Origin of the sequence: Burkholderia mycopellens, assembly GCF_964265025.1 — a bacterium.
GTDB lineage: Bacteria > Pseudomonadota > Gammaproteobacteria > Burkholderiales > Burkholderiaceae > Burkholderia.
In genome coordinates, this window is the sequence record NZ_OZ183803.1 from 484,129 (window position 1) to 503,333 (window position 19,205).

At 65.8% G+C, this 19,205-nt stretch carries 9 protein-coding genes; 2 read left to right on the forward strand and 7 right to left on the reverse strand.

The features are described from left to right. Positions 1-261 precede the first annotated feature (261 nt). Entirely contained in the window at positions 262-1,065 is an 804-nt protein-coding gene (locus ACPTTC_RS20465) for an EAL domain-containing protein (protein WP_226196352.1), read from the forward strand. 93 nt (positions 1,066-1,158) lie between these two features. Continuing rightward, a complete protein-coding gene (locus ACPTTC_RS20470) occupies positions 1,159-1,575 on the forward strand; it encodes a hypothetical protein (RefSeq protein WP_423393671.1) in 417 nt (138 codons plus the stop codon). Between the two features lie 98 nt (positions 1,576-1,673). Here ACPTTC_RS20470 and ACPTTC_RS20475 read toward each other — a convergent pair whose 3' ends face one another. From ACPTTC_RS20475 to ACPTTC_RS20505, 7 genes are all read right to left on the reverse strand, one after another. Then, a complete protein-coding gene (locus tag ACPTTC_RS20475; protein ID WP_423393672.1) occupies positions 1,674-3,665 on the reverse strand; it encodes an FkbM family methyltransferase in 1,992 nt (663 codons plus the stop codon). Positions 3,666-3,691: 26 nt separating this feature from the next. After that, positions 3,692-4,828: a DUF2827 family protein gene (locus tag ACPTTC_RS20480; protein ID WP_423393673.1), complete on the reverse strand. Its 1,137-nt coding sequence runs from the start codon at positions 4,826-4,828 to the stop codon at positions 3,692-3,694. Between the two features lie 31 nt (positions 4,829-4,859). Then, positions 4,860-5,324, reverse strand: a complete 465-nt coding sequence (locus ACPTTC_RS20485) for a DUF4019 domain-containing protein (RefSeq protein ID WP_423393674.1) — start codon at positions 5,322-5,324, stop codon at positions 4,860-4,862. Positions 5,325-5,349: 25 nt separating this feature from the next. After that, positions 5,350-6,504 (reverse strand): DUF2827 domain-containing protein, encoded by a 1,155-nt coding sequence (locus tag ACPTTC_RS20490; RefSeq protein ID WP_423393675.1) that lies wholly within the window; start codon positions 6,502-6,504, stop codon positions 5,350-5,352. Between the two features lie 14 nt (positions 6,505-6,518). Then, the gene (locus tag ACPTTC_RS20495; RefSeq protein WP_423393676.1) at positions 6,519-7,664 is read right to left on the reverse strand and encodes a DUF2827 domain-containing protein; all 1,146 of its coding nucleotides are present in this window, start codon (positions 7,662-7,664) and stop codon (positions 6,519-6,521) included. A 402-nt stretch (positions 7,665-8,066) separates the two neighbouring features. Next, positions 8,067-8,729, reverse strand: a complete 663-nt coding sequence (locus ACPTTC_RS20500; RefSeq protein WP_423393677.1) for an OmpA family protein — start codon at positions 8,727-8,729, stop codon at positions 8,067-8,069. Positions 8,730-8,853: 124 nt separating this feature from the next. Next, the gene (locus ACPTTC_RS20505; RefSeq protein ID WP_423395684.1) at positions 8,854-18,597 is read right to left on the reverse strand and encodes an ESPR-type extended signal peptide-containing protein; all 9,744 of its coding nucleotides are present in this window, start codon (positions 18,595-18,597) and stop codon (positions 8,854-8,856) included. Between the last annotated feature and the right edge of the window lie 608 nt (positions 18,598-19,205).

Sequence of the window (19,205 nt, forward strand, 5' to 3'; positions counted from 1 at the left end):
TCTGAATCGGGGGTCCGAAATTTGCGTTAGTGTGGCCTGTCGCACAGTCGGTGTCGTGCATGCATGGTGTATTCCCAGTAACTGAATATCGTTGAAAAATATCGAATTTGACGGCGCGCCGAAGCGAAAAGTACGCTCCCGGAAAAGATCGACATAACAGGATGGGCCGGGTAGGCAGCGGAGCGCGTCATGGTCGGCTTGCTCCGCATGTTTCTTGAGGTCGAGCCGCGACACGCGGCTCGCCATTTGCCGGAGCGCCGGATGAATGCGGTCGAAGCTCGCCTGGAGGCGAATCGGGAAGCGAATCGTGACGAAATCGATCTCGTGTTCGGCGCCCCCGACGATCATCCCGACCTCGCGTCGGTACGCAGTTTCGTGGAAAGCCGGCTCGGGTTCGCGCAAGAGCCCGTGTGCCGGGCCGATCTGTCGGGTGGGGTGCTGTACCAGGAATGCCTGGCGCGATTGCGGTGGGGGGAGCGCGATGCGCTGCCGCCGCTCGCGTTCCTGCCACGCCTCGAGGCGCTCGGGCTGATGCGGTGGTTCGACCGGCTCGTGGTCGGCCGGACGATCGACGCGCTGCGCGCGGATCCGGCTGCCGTCTACGGCTGCAATGTGGCGGCGGCGAGCGCGGTGGTCGACGACGCGTGGCTGGCCATCTTCAGGCGGCTCGAGCGCGAGCCGTCGGTCGCCGCGCGGCTGGTGATCGAGATCACGGAGACGGGGCCGTTGAATCCCGTCGCGGGGCGATCGTTCGTGAACCGCTTCCGGCAAGCCGGGTGCCGCATCGCGATCGACGATTTCGGTGTCGGCTTCAGCGCGTTGAACAACCTGGTGGTCGGCAATCCCGACATCGTGAAGCTCGACCGGTCGATCCTGTCGATGATCAAGCGCAACGCGATCGGGCGCTACCAGTTCCGCCGGCTGATCGCGTTCGCGCATGAAGGCGCGCGACACGTCGTCGTTGAAGGCGTGGAGAGCGAGGTCGACCGGCAGATCATCGTGGATGCCGGCGTCGCCTGGGCGCAGGGCATTCGTTTTTCATGGCGGTCGCCGGCCGCCGCGTGACGGTGCGGGAACAGGCGAGGTGGCGTGCATGATGCACGCCGATGTCGGGCGAGACCGGCGCGTGGCCGGGACGAATCGCAAAGGGGCGCGAGCATGGCAGGGACGAAGGCCGGAGCCGGAACGGGCACGCAGGCGAACGGTGCGCGCGACCTCGTCGCGATCGCCGAGCTGGCCGACATGCTGTGGCAACTGGGCGCCGAATCGACCGATGTGCCGATCGACGTCGCGCCGTATCTCGACGGCCTGAAAGCCGTTGCGCGTCGCATTCAGCGAATGAAGCCGTTCGACGCCGACGGCCGCGAGCTGGCGGCGCGCCACTATTACGCGGGCGTCATCGCGGGCGCGTGCGGCGACGATTCGGCAATCGCGCGTGGCGTTTCCGACAGCCTCGTCAAGCAATCCGGCGGCGCCAGCCGGCGGGTGGCGCATTGCTTCGCGGTGCTCGCGCGGATAGGGCGGCGGCATGGCCGTACGTTCGCCGCGCAGAGCGGCGACCGGGTGCTGGTCTAGCGCCCGTTCGCGCCAGTCGCGGGCCCTCGTACAGCGCGAGATGCGCGGCCCGCGCCGACATCATCCGCATGCAGCGGCCCCGATCCGCATCCCATCGATCAATCCTTGCCGAATCCGCCGAGCACGAACGCCATCGCGCGGTCGACCGCGTCGTCCCATTGCCCGACGTGCGCGGCGCGCACGATCCGGATGCCCGGATAGAGCGCGGTGCGCGAGCCCGTTTCCCAGCGCGCATCGGCTTTCGGGCTGAGCAGCAGCACGGCCGGCACGCCGAGCGCGCCGGCGAGGTGGATGTGTGCGGTGCAGGTGGTCACCACGGCATCCAGCGTGAGCATCAGTGCCGCCAGGTCGCTGAAGTCAGCGATCGCGTGATGCGGGAACGTCACCGGCAGCGCCGATTGCTCGGACTGCGCGGACAGGTCGCGATTGATGCAGTACGCGGCGTGGCCATGCATCCGCGTGAGCGGCGCGAGGTCGAGCAGGCTGGCCGCGCGATGGAAGCGCGTGTCGCTTTCTTCGCGCCCGCGCCAGTTGAGCCCGATGCGGCGCGTGCCGGCGGCATGGCCGTCGCGCTGCACGCGCTCGCGCCACGCGGCCGCGTGCTCGGGCGGGCAAGACAGGTACGCGGCCGCCGCGCCTGCGGGCGCCGGCGCGTAGCCGAACTGCGCGGCGAGCATCAGAAACGAACACCAGTAGTCGTGCGCGAGTTGCGACGTGTCGACCCAGGCGCCGTGTGCGCCGATGAATTCGATGTGGGGGAACGTGTGACGCAGCAGGCCCGTCAGCGCGTCAGGCACGACGACGGTCACGCTCGTGCAGCCGAGCGTGTCGAGCGCATGCAGGTAGCGCGCGTACTGGAGCTGGTCGCCGACGCCGCCGTAGCTGAGCACCAGCAGCCGCTTGCCCTGCAGCGGCTGGCCCTGGTAGAGCCGGTCCGTCGGCAGCCCGAACTGCGCGGCCGTCAGCACGTTTTCGCTGGCGATGGTGGCACGGGCGGCCTCGTCGCGCCGGCCGGCGCGCAGCAGCAGCGCCGCGCGCGCGAGTTCGATGCGCCCGCGTGTCGCGTCGGGCAGTGCGGCAGGATCGCCGAAGCGTTCGAGCGCCGCGAGCCCGGCTTCGGGTGCGCCGGCGAAGCCGTAGCACGACGCGAGCTGCAGCGCGATCGCATCGTCGTCGAGCCCGCGGCCGCGCGCACGCTGCCAGCGTTCGATTGCATGGCCCCATTCGCAGCGCGACTCGTGGTCGAGTGCGAGATTCCAGCTCGTTTCGGGCGCATCGGCGTCGGCGGCTGCGGCTGCGGCTGCGGCTGTCGCGGCCGGGGGCGCCGTATCGTGTTCCGCCTGCGCCGCGACGGCGAGCGGTTCGCCCGAGATGATCAGCTTCTGCCGGTCCCAGCGCGGGTTCGGCACACACAGCATGTTCAGGCCGTCGATGCGGTAGAACGTGTAGTCGAGGCCGGCGAACGTGGCGATGATCGGCGCCTCGCCGACTTTCCAGTATTCGATCCAGCACCACGGCAGATGCGTCTCGATCAGCCGGCGCGAGCCGCGCAGCGCGTCGATCTCCATCCCTTCGATGTCGAGCTTCAGGAAATCCAGCCGAGGCAGCCCGAGCGAGTCGAGCCGCACGACGGGGGTCGGCGTGCCGCCCTCGGCCTGCCCGTCGACGAGCGAGACCTGGCCGAAGTCGGCGTCCTGTCCGTAGTCGACGTCGGGCACTTTCATCGTCCCGTTGGCGCTGGCGAGCCCCATGTTCAGCAGGTGAACGTTGTCGAGCTGGTTGAGCGCGACGGTGCCGCCGAGCGCATGGAACAGCGTGCGCTGCGGCTCGAACGCATACACGCGGCCGCCGCGCGCATGCAGCCGGTGCGCGATCGGCACGCACACGAGCCCCGCATTTGCGCCGCCGTCCACCGCGATCGCATCGTCCGGCAACTGGTCGATCACGTGCAGGATCATGTCTAGCTCGCCCTGGATATGCGGTCGACCGGTCTTGATCAGTGCTTCGGCCTGAAACGCGCAGTGCCGGTTGATGACGAACGGGCCGTGGATCGAATCGATCACGACAAAATTGCGGACGGTCTGATTCATGGGCGGGGTGCGAGCGAAGAAGGCGATCAGCCGAGCGCGCGGCCGGCGAACAGCTGCCGGATCTGCGCGGAATACGCGTGGACGTTGTGCTCGGCGAGCGCGTCGACCTGGTGCAGGCAGCGGCGGGCCGCGGCCGCATAGTCGTCGAGCCGCCCGTCGTGCGTCTGCGCGGCGGTCGCGATCGCGCGCGCCGCATCGAAGATCTCGAAGTCCGGGTAGTAGTAGCCGACGTCGCGCAGGAACGGCGAGTTGTGCACGAGCGGGTAGTTGCCGTAAAGCGCGTCGTACAGCAGGTAGTTCAGGCCGTTTTCCCAGTGATGGGACACGACGATGTCGGTGTGATGCGCGGCCCATGCGACGAACGGCGCGCGCACGTCGGCGGTGGCCTTGCCGTCGCGCACCATCTCGAGCCCGAGCGCGAGATGCTTGAAGGCGACGTTTTCCTTCTTGTCGAACGTGTTGGTCATGAACACGTGCTCGACGAGCTCCGGATGCTCGACGTAGCACGCATTCGCGGCGAGCATCGGCACGATCGAACTCTTCACGACGTTCAGGTTCGGTTCGAAGAAGGCGATGCGCTTCGCGGTGCCGTGGTTGCGGTAGCCGAAGCGTGCCTTCAGGTCAGGATCGGCGTCGAGGCTGCGTTCGATGAAATACGGCGACCAGATGTGCGGCAGCTCGATCACCGGCGCGCGATAGACGGCCCGGAAATACGCCGCGCACGTATGCATGTGCTGCGGGTTGGTCCAGATCTCGTCGAACTGCACGCGGTTCGGGTTCGGCCGCCACGGGTTCTTCTCGAAGTTGATCGTCTCGACGGCGATCACGTAGTCGTTGCCGAAGCGGTACGACACGCACTTGCCGCCGCGCCGGCGCACGGCGTCCGTGTGGGTCGAATCGATGAACGCGTTCATCTCGATCAGCAGGTCGGTCTGGTGGACCACGGCCGACAGCGGCCGCAGCGCGTCGCCGAACGCGTCCATCATCAGCGCTTGCGGATAGTCGGTGATGCCGTCGTCGTGCGCGAGCCAGACCTCGCCGATCAGCGGCGACTGCTTCAGCAGCATGTACAGGTACACGCAGTGCTGGTTCGCGCCGTTGTACCAGATCGACTGGGTCGCGTCGCGCTGCACGTTCATCGTTATCGCGACATTGAGTTTCATCGGGTGCTCCGTGGTGCGGACGAGGCGCGGATTACGGCGTGCCGCTCGGCGACTTGTACGGCACGTAGCCGGTCAGGTGCCACTGGCCGTCGTCGAGGCGAAAGCTCAGCTTCTCGAACATGGTTTCGCCACTCGTCAGCGTCGTGGTGTACGCGACGTTCGCATAGAAACCGTCGGGCGTCGTCGCGGCATTCACGGAGTGGATGCGCGTGATCTGCATCCAGTCGCGGTGGCTGACCGAGCCGACGCTCTGGCGCGCACGCTGCGTGTCGGCCACGAACTGGTCCTGCTTGATGCGCGCCTTCACGAAGGGGGCGGCGTTGGTCCACACCGCGCCGAACTGGCCGGCGTCGAGCTGCGTGAGCACCGCGGCCGAGTCGCTGAGCAGCGCATCGGCCGACGGGCCGGTAGATTGCGCGTGCGCGCCGATCGCGATCGAGGCGACGGCGCAGCCGATCAGCCATTTGGCGCGGGTGAGGGTCGGGCGTGCGTTCATGTCGGAGTCCGGAATGGGCGGCGCGTCAGGCGTCGCGATAGAGGGTGGCGATCGCGTCCGTATAGGCGGCGACGTTCTCGGGGTTGTAGATGCTGACGGAACTGAGCACGTGCTTCGACTGCTCGCGATAGGCGTCGAGGTTGGCGTCGTGCTCGGCGAATGCCTTCAGCAGCGCGCGGCCGCCGGCCTGGCAGTCGAAGTCCGGATAGAAATACCCGGCCTTGCCGAGGAACGGCGAGTTGTGGACCAGCGGATAGTCGCCGTACAGCAGCTCGTAGTACAGGTAGTTCTGCGCGTTTTCCCAGGTGTGCGACACCACCGCATCGCCGTACGCGGCCATGAACTCGTACACCGCATAGCGGCTTTCGAACGTCGTGATCCCGTGGTTCACGATGTCGAGGCTCTTCGCGAAATGGACGAACGTCGCATGTTCCTTCAGGTGCAGCGTGTTGCACACGCGCACGAACTCGAGGAAATCAGGCTTGGCCCGATACGCTTCCTCGGCCACCAGCATCGGGATGACGCTCGTCTTCACCATGCAGATGTTCGGCTCGAACATCGTCACGCGCCAGCGCGGCTTGCCGGGCTGATAGCCGTACGACAGCCCCGCGCCGAGCGTCGCGCGCGCCTTGTCGAACAGCATCGGGTGCCAGATGTGCGGGACGATCGTGACGGGCGCGCGCAGGCCCGTCTGGTAATAGTGCAGGCACGAGCGCTCGAATTCGGGAATCGTCCACACGGCGTCGTACGGCGCGCCCGAGAACAGGAAACCCGACGGCTTGTCGAACATCGCGCGTTCGATGTCGATCACGTAGTCGTTGCCGACCCGCATCGTGACGACCTTGCCGCCGCGCTCGCGGAACGCGCGCAGGTAGTCGGCGCCGAACTGCGCGCTCATTTCGATCAGCACGTCGCAGCGCTGCAGCGCTTCGTCCATCGACAGCAGCGGCACGTCCCATTCGCCGAGCATCATCTGCGGATCGGCGACCTGTTCGCCGCCGTTCACCATCACGGCTTCCGCGACGAGCGGCGACTGGCGCAGCAGCAGGATCAGCAGCAGGCAGTTCTGGAAGATGCCGTTTTCCCACAGCGACTGGCCGGCGCCGCGCACGAACAGCGACACGCCGACGACGAGACGCTTGCCCTCGCCGGGCGCTTGACGGGCATTGGAGTCCGACATGCGTATGCTCCGGTTCAGGCGACCAGACGCGAGACGAACGCGTCGAGGTTCGCGGGGTTGTCGATCGAGACCGACTGCAGCAGCCGGTCGGCTTTCGCGCGGTAGTCATCGAGCCGTTCGTCGTGGTGCAGCCACGCATCGAGCAGCGCCCGGCCGCCCGCGGCGGAATCGAAGTCCGGGTAGTAGTAGCCGGCGTCGCCGATCAGCGTCGAGTTGTGGATCAGCGGGTAGCCACCGTACAGCACGTCGTAATACAGGTAGTTCTGCCCGTTTTCCCAGTGGTGCGACACGACTGCGTCCGCATGGCGCGCCATGAAGCCCGGCAGGTCGAGACGCGGCTCGAAGGTTGCCTTGTGCTGGCGCACGAGATCGAGGCTGTTCGCGAAGTGCACGAAGGTCGGATGCTCCTTCATGTGCAGCGAGTTCACGACGAACATGTGCTGAACCGCGTCCGGGCGCGCCCGGTAGAACTCGTCGCACGCGAGCATCGGGTAATGGCAGGACTTGGCGACCGAGATGTTCGGTTCGAGCGTCGCCAGGTGCCACGGGCGGCGGCCCGGCCGATAGCCGAACGTCGCGCCTTCCGCGGCGAGCGCGGCGATGCGGCGCTCGAGGAAGTAGGGCGACCAGATGTGCGGCATCAGGTGGACCGGCGCGCGCAGGATGGTCTGCAGCATCGGCGCCGCGGTCTTGTCGTATTGCGGCAGCAGCCACACTTCGTCGAACGGCGCGCCGTTGAAGATGTGCCCCGACGGCTTGCCGAAGATCGGGGTTTCGCATAGGCCGGCGTACACGTGCCCGCAGAAGAATGCGGCGATTTTCTTGCCGAGCGCCTTCATGTGCCGGAGCCACTCGACCGGCAGCTGTGCGCCCATTTCGATCACGACGTCGAGTTCGTGCGTGACGTCGGAGGGCTTCACGAGCGGGATGTCGAGGCCGTCGAGTTCGAGGCCGGCCGGCAGCGCGCTGGCGTCGCCGCCGTTCAGGAAGTAGACGGGGCCGACACGATCCGAGCGTTTGAGCATCATCGCGAGGAACGCGATGTTCTGGTGGATGCCGTTTTCCCAGATCGCCTGGCCGTCGCGCGCAAACAGCGAGATGCCGACCGCCGGCCGTTGCCTGCGGGTGCCGCCCGAGGCGGCTTCATTGATGTCCGTCACCGGTTGGTTTCCTCTGCGGCGTCGTGCGTCCGGGCATCGCGTCGAGCGTCTGGCCTGGAAGCGGCGCGCCGTGGATTGTCATGGTTGCATGTGCGCCGGTACGCCGCGGCGGGCGAATCGGGCGACCTGGTTCGCGAGGGCGGCAGCCGGTTTCCGGCGTGTCGTCGGGCACGCCTGGCACGGCGTGCGATTCGGGCAGGCTGCCCCGGCGACTGTCTGCGGCGATTGTGGCACGGAAACCACCGGTTTTGGCAGGACGTGACGAACTTTGACATAGCCGCCGGCCAACGGAAACGGACGCCGGCGAAGCGGCGCCCGGGCGGTCCGGCGCAGGTCGGGTGCGAGCCCGGCGCGGCGCTGGCGGCCGGCCGGATCGGGCCGCCGCGCGCGGCGGCGCCCCGCTCAGTGCTGCAGGCGGATTTCGACGCGGCGGTTGCTGGCGCGGCCTTCCGGCGTCGCGTTGGACGCGACCGGATCGGCCTTGCCGCGACCCGTGACCGTCAGCGAGTCGGTCTTCAGGCCGTGCGCCTTCAGGTACGCCGCGACGGCTTCGGCGCGGCGCTTCGACAGCGCGAGGTTGTAGTCGTCGCTGCCCACCGAATCCGTAAAGCCGGTGACGCTCACCTGCGAGTACGTGCGGTCTGCGCGCTCGCTCAGCAACCGGTCGAGCGATTCGCGCGCGGTCGGGGCGAGTGTCGCGTGGTCGGTCGCGAACAGCGCGTCGCCCGACAGGTTCACCTGTTCGACGACGGCGGCTGCCGGCGCGGCGGCCGACGCCGCTTCGGCCGGCGCGGCGCCGCACTGGAACACGAGCGTCGCGGGATCGGATTTGTCGCGCAGCGCACGGGCCGAGTCGACGGCGCGCACCGGCTCTTCGCCGCAAATCTTGCGGGCGGCCTTCATGCAGGTCTGCGGGCCCGACAGCAGGCCGTGGCAGTCCACCTGGAAGGTACGCACGCCGTCGCGTGGTTGCAGTTCGGAGGCGCTGAAGGTCGGGCCGGATGCGGTCGAGCACGCGGCGAGGGCCGTTGCGGAGAGTGCGAGCGCAAGAGCGAGTTTGTTCACGGTTACATCCTCAATGCTTGGGTTGACTGAAGCCCGCCACGGGTGGCGCGGCGGGCCCGTCCGGCCGTCGAGGCCGCCGCGGGCCGGCCGGCTGGCGAGCCGGGCGGCCTGGCGGCGCGACGCGTTACTTCCACTGGTACAGCATGCCGGCGCCGATCACCTTCTGACCGCCGCTGAAACCGCCGTTGATCGACGCCTTCAGGTTCTCCGTGATGCGAGCCTGCATGTTGACCGCCATCGCCTTCTGGCCGAGGAAGGTCGACGTGCCCACGCCCATCCCGAAGTTGGCGTCGCGATCGATCTGCGGGATCGACGCCATCGCGCCGACGGCCGCGATACCCTGCTTCGCCATCTGGTCGGTCTGCTGCAGTTGCGAACCCAGCGAGTTGATCTGCGCCTGCTGGCCCGACAGTGCCGTCGACAGCGTCGTCTGCACCTGCGTCAGCTGGTTCACGTTCACCGCGTCGGTGCCTTGCGTACCCGGCGCGACGTTCGTGATCTGGCGCTGCTGCGTGTCGCTGCCGACCGACACCACGTTCGAGCGGCCGCCGTCCGTCGAGTTCGCGCCGATCGCCACCGAGTTCGAACCCGCGGTGACGGTCGGGTGATCGCTGCCCGTGCCGTTCATGTCGGCCGCGATGCCGTTGTTGTTGGCGGTGCGCGTCGTGTTGTTGTTGATCGTCGTCGACAACTGGTTCAACTGGTTGTTGATGTTGGTTACGCCGGTCGACAGCGACGCCACGTTGCTGTTCGTCGTGCTCAGGCCGGTGGACAGCGAGCCGATGCCGGTCGAGGTCGACGTCGACAGCGAATTGACGTTGCTGTTCGTCGTGCTCAGGCCGGTCGACAGCGAGTTGATCGCGGTCGAGGTCGACGTGGACAGCGACGTGAGGTTGCTGTTCGTTGAGCTGAGACCCGTGGACAGCGAGTTGATGCCCGTCGACAGCGACGCGACGTTCGACGCGGTCGACGTCGACAGCGCATTCACCGCGTTGTTCGTCGCGTTGAGCTGGCTGCCGTTGATCGCGTCCGTGCTCGTGGCCGAGATCTGGCCGGCGGCGACGTTCGTGATCTGGCGTTCCTGGCCCGGTGCGCCGACGCTCACCACGCCGACCGGCGAGCTGCCCGCGAAGAAGTACGTGACACCGCCGATCGTGGCGCTCGACGTCGGGTTCGCGGTGCTCGTGACCGAGTTCGCGCCCAGTGCGACCGAGTTGGCGACGTTGGCCTGTGCGTTCGTGCCGAAGGCGAGTGCGTCGGCGGCGGTTGCCTTCGCGGCCGAGCCGTAAGCCTGTGCGCCGACGGCGCCGGCCGTCGCCTGGTTGCCGAGCGCGATCGTGTTGTCGGCGGTGGCCTGGTTCGAGCTGCCGAGTGCGAGCGCGCTGGCGCCGTTGGCCGTGTTCGCGTTGCCGAGCGCCACTGCGCCGTTGCCGGTCGCCGTGTCGTTCGCGCCCATCGCCACCGCGCCGGTACCCGTTGCGATGCTCGGGTCGCCGATCGCGACTGCGCCGTCGCCGCTTGCCGTGTTGCCGGAACCGATCGACACGGCCTTGCCGCCCGTTGCCGATGCGTTCTGGCCGATGGCGACCGCGCCTGCCGACTGCGCGTTCGAGCCGTCGCCGACCGCGACGCTGCTGGCGCCTGCCGCGCTGGCGTTCACGCCGGCCGCGAGGGCGTTGGTGCCCGTTGCGCCGTCGTTGGCGTAGTTGCCTTGCTGCACGCCGTTGTCGTTGACGCTGTAGTAGTGCGTCTTCGCGGCGTTGATTGCGGTCGAGGTCGAGGTCGACAGCGACGTCACCGAGCTGTTCGTGCTGCTCAGGCCGGTGGACAGCGAGCCGATGCCGGTCGAGGTCGACGTGGACAGCGACAGGATCGTGCTGTTCGTGCTGCTCAGGCCGGTGGACAGCGAGTTGATGCCGGTCGAGGTCGACGTGGACAGCGACGTGATCGAGCTGTTGGCCGACGAGAGGCCGGTCGAGGTCGAAGTCGACAGCGAGCTGATCGAGCTGTTCGCCGAGGACAGGCCGGTCGAGGTCGAAGTCGACAGCGACGTGATCGAGCTGGTGGCCGACGAGAGGCCTGTCGAGGTCGAGGTCGACAGTGACGTGATCGAGCTGTTGGCCGACGACAGGCCCGTCGAGGTCGAGGTAGACAGCGAGGTGATCGAGCTGGTGGCCGACGAGAGGCCCGTCGAGGTCGAGGTGGACAGCGAGGTGATCGAGCTATTCGCCGACGAGAGGCCCGTCGATGTGGAAGTCGACAACGAGGTCACCGTGCTGTCGGTCGAGCTGAGGCCCGTGGACAGCGAATTGATGCCGGTCGAGGTCGAGGTGGACAGCGAGGTGATCGAGCTGGCGGCCGACGACAGACCGGTCGACGTGGAAGTCGACAGCGAGGTCACCGAGCTATCGGTCGAGCTCAGGCCCGTGGACAACGAATTGATCCCCGTCGAGGTCGAGGTCGACAGTGACGTGATCGAGCTGGTGGCCGATGACAGGCCGGTCGACGTGGAGGTTGACAGCGAGGTCACCGAGCTATCGGTCGAGCTCAGGCCGGTGGACAGCGAGCTGATTCCGGTCGAGGTCGAGGTCGACAGCGAGGTGATCGAGCTGGTGGCCGACGAGAGGCCAGTCGACGTGGAGGTCGACAGCGACGTCACCGAGCTGTCGGTCGAGCTCAGGCCGGTGGACAACGAATTGATCCCCGTCGAGGTCGAGGTCGACAGCGATGTGATCGAGCTGGTGGCCGACGACAGGCCAGTCGAGGTTGAAGTCGACAGCGACGTCACCGAGCTATCGGTCGAGCTGAGGCCCGTGGACAGCGAATTGATCCCCGTCGAGGTCGAGGTCGACAGTGACGTGATCGAGCTGGTGGCCGACGAGAGGCCCGTCGACGTGGAGGTCGAAAGCGAGGTCACCGAGCTGTCGGTCGAGCTCAGGCCCGTGGACAACGAATTGATCCCCGTCGAGGTCGACGTCGACAGTGACGTGATCGAGCTAGTCGCCGACGAGAGGCCAGTCGACGTGGAAGTCGACAGCGAGGTCACCGAGCTATCGGTCGAGCTGAGGCCGGTGGACAGCGAGCTGATTCCGGTCGAGGTCGAGGTCGACAGTGACGTGATCGAGCTAGTCGCCGACGAGAGGCCAGTCGACGTGGAAGTCGACAGCGAGGTCACCGAGCTATCGGTCGAGCTCAGGCCCGTGGACAGCGAGTTGATGCCGGTCGAGGTCGAGGTCGACAGCGAGGTGATCGAGCTGGTGGCCGACGAGAGGCCCGTCGACGTGGAGGTCGACAGCGATGTCACCGAGCTATCGGTCGAGCTCAGGCCGGTGGACAGCGAGTTGATGCCGGTCGAGGTCGAGGTCGACAGCGACGTGATCGAGCTAGTCGCCGACGAGAGGCCCGTCGACGTGGAAGTCGAAAGCGAGGTCACCGAGCTGTCGGTCGAGCTGAGGCCCGTGGACAGCGAGCTGATGCCCGTCGAAGTCGACGTGGACAGCGACGTGATGGAGCTGTTGGCCGACGACAAACCTGTCGACGTGGAAGTCGACAGCGAGGTCACCGAGCTGTCGGTCGAGCTCAGGCCGGTGGACAGCGAGCTGATTCCGGTCGAGGTCGAGGTCGACAGCGACGTGATCGAGCTAGTCGCCGACGAGAGGCCCGTCGACGTGGAGGTCGACAGCGAGGTCACCGAGCTGTCGGTCGAGCTCAGGCCGGTGGACAACGAATTGATCCCCGTCGAGGTCGACGTCGACAGCGACGTGATCGAGCTGGTGGCCGACGAGAGACCCGTCGACGTGGAAGTCGACAACGAGGTCACCGAGCTGTCGGTCGAGCTCAGGCCGGTGGACAGCGAGTTGATGCCGGTCGAGGTCGAGGTCGACAGCGAGGTGATCGAGCTGTTGGCCGACGACAGACCCGTCGACGTGGAAGTCGACAGCGAGGTCACCGAGCTATCGGTCGAGCTGAGGCCGGTGGACAGCGAGCTGATTCCGGTCGAGGTCGAGGTCGACAGTGACGTGATCGAACTGTTAGCCGACGACAGGCCAGTCGACGTGGAGGTCGACAGCGAGGTGATCGAGCTATTCGCCGACGACAGGCCGGTCGACGTGGACGTCGACAGCGAGGTCACCGAGCTGTCGGTCGAGCTCAGGCCGGTGGACAGCGAGTTGATGCCGGTCGAAGTCGAGGTCGACAGCGAGGTGATCGAACTGGTGGCCGACGACAGACCCGTCGACGTGGAAGTCGACAGCGAGGTCACCGAGCTATCGGTCGAGCTGAGGCCGGTGGACAGCGAGCTGATTCCGGTCGAGGTCGAGGTCGACAGTGACGTGATCGAACTGTTAGCCGACGACAGGCCAGTCGACGTGGAGGTCGACAGCGAGGTGATCGAGCTATTCGCCGACGACAGGCCGGTCGACGTGGACGTCGACAGCGAGGTCACCGAGCTGTCGGTCGAGCTGAGGCCGGTGGACAGCGAGCTGATGCCCGTCGAAGTCGACGTGGACAGCGACGTGATCGAGCTGTTGGCCGACGACAGACCCGTCGACGTGGAAGTCGACAGCGAGGTCACCGAGCTATCGGTCGAGCTGAGGCCGGTGGACAGCGAATTGATCCCCGTCGAGGTCGACGTGGACAGCGACGTGATCGAGCTGTTAGCCGACGACAGACCCGTCGACGTGGAAGTCGACAGCGAGGTCACCGAGCTGTCGGTCGAGCTGAGGCCCGTGGACAGCGAGCTGATGCCCGTCGAAGTCGACGTGGACAGCGACGTGATGGAGCTGTTGGCCGACGACAGACCCGTCGACGTGGAAGTCGACAGCGAGGTCACCGAGCTGTCGGTCGAGCTGAGGCCCGTGGACAGCGAGCTGATGCCCGTCGAAGTCGACGTGGACAGCGACGTGATGGAGCTGTTGGCCGACGACAAACCTGTCGACGTGGAAGTCGACAGCGACGTCACCGAGCTATCGGTCGAGCTGAGGCCCGTGGACAGCGAATTGATACCCGTCGAGGTCGACGTCGACAATGAGGTGATCGAACTGTTGGCCGACGACAGGCCAGTCGACGTGGAAGTCGACAGCGACGTCACCGAACTGTCGGTCGAGCTCAGGCCCGTGGACAGCGAGCTGATGCCGGTCGAGGTCGACGTGGACAGCGACGTGATCGAGCTGTTAGCCGACGACAGGCCGGTCGACGTGGAGGTCGACAGCGAATCGATCGAGCTATTGGCCGACGAGAGACCCGTCGACGTCGAAGTCGACAGCGAGGTCACTGAACTGTTGGTCGAGCTCAAGCCCGTCGACAGCGACGAAATGGCGCTGGTCGCGGTACCGACCTGTTGGGCGACCGAATAGAGCTGGCTGCCGTTGATCGCGTCGGTACTGGTCTGCGTTACCTGGCCAGCGGCGACGTTGGTGATTTGTCGCTCGTTGTTGGGGCTGCCGACGCTAACGGTGCCAACCGGCGAGGCGCCTGCGAATCCGCCGAACGTGACGCCGCCGACGGTTGCGCTGCTCGTACCAACGGCAGGGGCGGTCTGCGATTTTGCGCCGAGCGCCACGGAATTGTCGGTGCCGGCGACGGCGCCGGTGCCGATGGCGACGGCGTCGGCACCGGTCGCGGTGCTGTCGGCGCCGGTCGAGTTCGCGTGGAAGTACTTGATGCCCTGGCTGTTGATGTTGTTGATCGCCGAGCCGACGCTGTTGGCGGTCGACGTCGTGCCGTTCGCGTTGTAGGTCGTGTATGCCGGCGCGGAAACCGTCCCGGTCGTCGGGTCGTACGTGGACCCGCCGCCGAGTGCCGACGCCGTGCTGGTGCCAAGGTTGTTCGTCTTGGTCGTAATCGTGCTCAGGCCGGTGGACAGCGAGCCGATCGAGCTGGTGGCCGATGACAGACCGGTCGACGTGGAAGTCGACAGCGAGATGACCGAGCTGTTCGTCGACGAGAGACCGGTCGACAGCGAGCCGATCGAACTGGTGGCCGACGACAGACCGGTCGACGTGGAAGTCGACAGCGAGATGACCGAGCTATTCGTCGACGAGAGACCGGTCGACAGCGAGCCGATCGAGCTAGTGGCCGACGAGAGACCGGTCGACGTGGAAGTCGACAGCGAAGTGACCGAGCTGTTGGTCGACGAGAGACCGGTGGACAGCGAGCCGATCGAGCTGGTGGCCGACGAGAGACCCGTCGACGTGGAAGTCGACAGCGAGATGACCGAGCTGTTGGTCGACGAAAGGCCGGTCGACAGCGAGCCGATCGAGCTGGTGGCCGACGAGAGACCCGTCGACGTGGAAGTCGACAGCGAAGTGACCGAGCTATTGGTCGACGAAAGACCCGTCGAGAGCGATCCGATCGAGCTGGTGGCCGACGACAGACCCGTCGACGTCGAAGTCGACAGCGAAGTGACCGAGCTATTGGTCGACGAGAGACCGGTCGACAGCGAGCCGATCGAGCTGGTGGCCGACGAGAGACCGGTCGACGTGGAAGTCGACAGCGAAGTGACCGAGCTGTTGGTCGACGAGAGACCGGTCGACAGCGAGCCGATCGAGCTGGTGGCCGACGACAGACCGGTCGACGTGGAAGTCGACAGCGAAGTGACCGAGCTGTTGGTCGACGAAAGGCCGGTCGACAGCGATCCGATCGAGCTGGTGGCCGACGACAGGCCCGTCGACGTGGAAGTCGACAGCGAGGTAACCGAGCTGTTGGTCGACGAGAGACCGGTGGACAGCGAGCCGATCGAGCTAGTGGCCGACGACAGACCGGTCGACGTCGAAGTCGACAGCGAAGTGACCGAGCTATTGGTCGACGAGAGACCGGTCGACAGCGAGCCGATCGAGCTGGTGGCCGACGACAGACCGGTCGACGTCGAAGTCGACAGCGAAGTGACCGAGCTATTCGTCGACGAGAGACCGGTGGACAACGAGCCGATCGAGCTGGTGGCCGACGACAGACCGGTCGACGTCGAAGTCGACAGCGAAGTGACCGAGCTGTTGGTCGACGAAAGGCCGGTCGACAGCGATCCGATCGAGCTGGTGGCCGACGACAGGCCCGTCGACGTGGAAGTCGACAGCGAGGTAACCGAGCTGTTGGTCGACGAGAGACCGGTGGACAGCGAGCCGATCGAGCTAGTGGCCGACGACAGACCGGTCGACGTCGAAGTCGACAGCGAAGTGACCGAGCTGTTGGTCGACGAAAGGCCGGTCGACAGCGAGCCGATCGAGCTGGTGGCCGACGAGAGACCCGTCGACGTGGAAGTCGAAAGCGAAGTAACCGAGCTGTTGGTCGACGAAAGGCCAGTCGAGAGCGAGCCGATCGAGCTAGTGGCCGACGACAAACCCGTCGACGTGGAAGTCGAGAGCGAAGTAACCGAACTATTGGTCGACGAGAGACCGGTCGACAGCGAGCCGATCGAGCTGGTGGCCGACGACAGACCGGTCGACGTGGAAGTCGACAGCGAAGTGACCGAGCTGTTGGTCGACGAAAGGCCGGTCGACAGCGATCCGATCGAGCTGGTGGCCGACGACAGGCCCGTCGACGTGGAAGTCGACAGCGAGGTAACCGAGCTGTTGGTCGACGAGAGACCGGTGGACAGCGAGCCGATCGAGCTAGTGGCCGACGACAGACCGGTCGACGTCGAAGTCGACAGCGAAGTGACCGAGCTATTGGTCGACGAGAGACCGGTCGACAGCGAGCCGATCGAGCTGGTGGCCGACGACAGACCGGTCGACGTCGAAGTCGACAGCGAAGTGACCGAGCTATTCGTCGACGAGAGACCGGTGGACAACGAGCCGATCGAGCTGGTGGCCGACGACAGACCGGTCGACGTCGAAGTCGACAGCGAAGTGACCGAGCTGTTGGTCGACGAAAGGCCGGTCGACAGCGATCCGATCGAGCTGGTGGCCGACGACAGGCCCGTCGACGTGGAAGTCGACAGCGAGGTAACCGAGCTGTTGGTCGACGAGAGACCGGTGGACAGCGATCCGATCGAGCTGGTGGCCGACGAGAGACCCGTCGACGTCGAAGTCGACAGCGAAGTAACCGAGCTGTTGGTCGACGAGAGACCGGTGGACAGCGAGCCGATCGAGCTAGTGGCCGACGACAAACCCGTCGACGTGGAAGTCGACAGCGAAGTAACCGAGCTATTGGTCGACGAGAGACCGGTCGACAGCGAGCCGATCGAGCTAGTGGCCGACGACAAACCCGTCGACGTGGAAGTCGACAGCGAAGTAACCGAGCTATTGGTCGACGAGAGACCGGTGGACAGCGAGCCGATCGAGCTGTTTGCCGACGACAGACCCGTCGACGTCGAAGTCGACAGCGACGAGATCGCGCTGTTCGCCGACGACAAACCGGTCGAAGCCGACGTCGACAGGCTCGTGATGCTCGACGTCGTCGTGCTTGCGACCGAGTAGAGCTGGCTGCCGTTGATCGCATCGGTGCTGGTCGCCGTGACGAGACCCGCGGCAACGTTCTGGATGCGACGCTCGTTGCCAGCCGTACCGACGCTGACGACGCCGCCTGCCGCGCCGGAGCCAGCGAAGTTGCCGAACGTTTGGCCACCGATCGTGGCGCTGCTGACGGTGGTGGTGCCGCCGGACGTCGTTGTCGCCGCGCTGGTTGTCAGGGAGTTGTAGCCGAGGGCTACCGATTTTGCGACGCTTGCCGTCGAATTGGAACCGATTGCCGTGCCGTACGTACCGGACGCCACGGCTGCGGCACCTACGGCGACCGCACCGGCGGCGCCGCTGGCCGTCGAGCCGTTGCCGAGTGCGAGTGCGTCTGTGCCGCTCGCGATCGAGTTGGCGGCGAAGCTGCCGGAGTTGCCGAGCGAGATCGCGCCGGTGCCATTTGCTGTCGACGCATTGCCGATGGCGATCGAGCCGTTGGTGCCCGTTGCCGACGCCGAGCTGCCGAGCGCCACGGAGCTATTGGTTGCCGTGCTGCTGTTACCGAGCGCAACCGCGCCCGTACCGTTCGCCGAGTTGCCGTTGCCGAGCGTGACAGCGCCGGTGCCGCTTGCCGAGTTGCTGGTGCCGAGCGCGACCGCGCCGTCGCCGCTGGCGGTCTGCGAGCGACCGATCGCCACGGCGCCGCCGTTCGCGGAACCGCTGTTGGCGGTCGTGCCCGACGAGCCGATCGCGACGTTCTGGCCGGTTGCACCGGACACGACGCCATCGCCCTGCGCGATGCCGTATGCGCCGTTCGTCGTCGCACCGCGGCCGATCGCGATGCCGGACGTTGCGCTCGAGGTCACCGACGATTGGCCGCCGATCGAAATCGAATCCTGCGCGGCCGCTTGTGCGCCCGCGGTGGAGTTGCTGCCGAGCGCGGTCGAGCCTGCGCCGGACGCGATAGTCGGGGTACCGTTGACCGCGCTGGTGCTACCCATCGCAGTCGCATAGTTGCCGGTTGCCTTCGTGCCGCTGCCGACGGCCGTGGCGAACTGACCGGTTGCCGACGTACCTTGGCCGAATGCGGAAGACGCGGTGTTGGTGGCCGATGAGCCCGTACCGAATGCCGTCGAGTTCGTCCCGCTGGCGACCGTGTTGGTCGACGAGTTTGCGCCGATGGCGATCGCGCCGCCGGCGGACGCGGTCGGGCTTTGGCCCGGGACACAGGTCCCGAAGGAGCCGGAGCCGACGGCGATCGACGTCGAGCTGGTCGAATTACCGCCCCCGGCGCTATACCCCGAGGTCGAACACTGCGCATAGGCGACGTTGCCGCCGGCCGCCCCCGCGACGAGGACCGCGGCCGCAACGGCCTTTACGACGGCCGACTTGTTCGGCTTGCCCCGTGCCGAGTCATGTTCCGATGCGGCGACCCACGCGCCGAGGGATTCGTTCCAGATCGAGCGGTATGTGCGGTTCATGTCCAGCTACCTCCAAATATGCACGCCACACACCGGTCTCTTTCGTTAGAGGAATACTCCGTGCGCTCGCGCGAATCTCAAAATTGATGGGCGGAGTTTATTGGAGGAGGGTTTTTTAGATTGATAAAAAGTGATAAATGGAGTGTTTTGAAAGTTAAAGAATGGTTAATACGTCGACTTTTGACACATTGACTCGGAATGCATTTGAAAGTTGTAAGAATGTTTAATGTATGGTTTGTGGTCTACCGGCTCATTGCATATTTCTTCATAAAAATCATATGGTTGCGGCAGTTTTGTGCGGTGGTCTACACATCTGGATCCCTTATTCGTAAGACTAATGAAATAGCAAACGTTTGCGAGATAATCAATTCTTTCACTCGCGTAATATTGGACGGTGTGCTGATGGATAATGTTGTTGCCGCCTTGTTAATTTGTTAATTATGAATTTTAGTGTTGATTTTATATTGATTTTAATGATTATCCGTAAATCAATTTAATTCAAAACATCGAACATCGGTCTGTGCTGATTTGCGCATCTCGTCCGCAGCGATGGTGCGTGTGGCGGGCATTCCGGGCCGGTTGGCCCGCCGAATGTGTAAAAAAGTGCT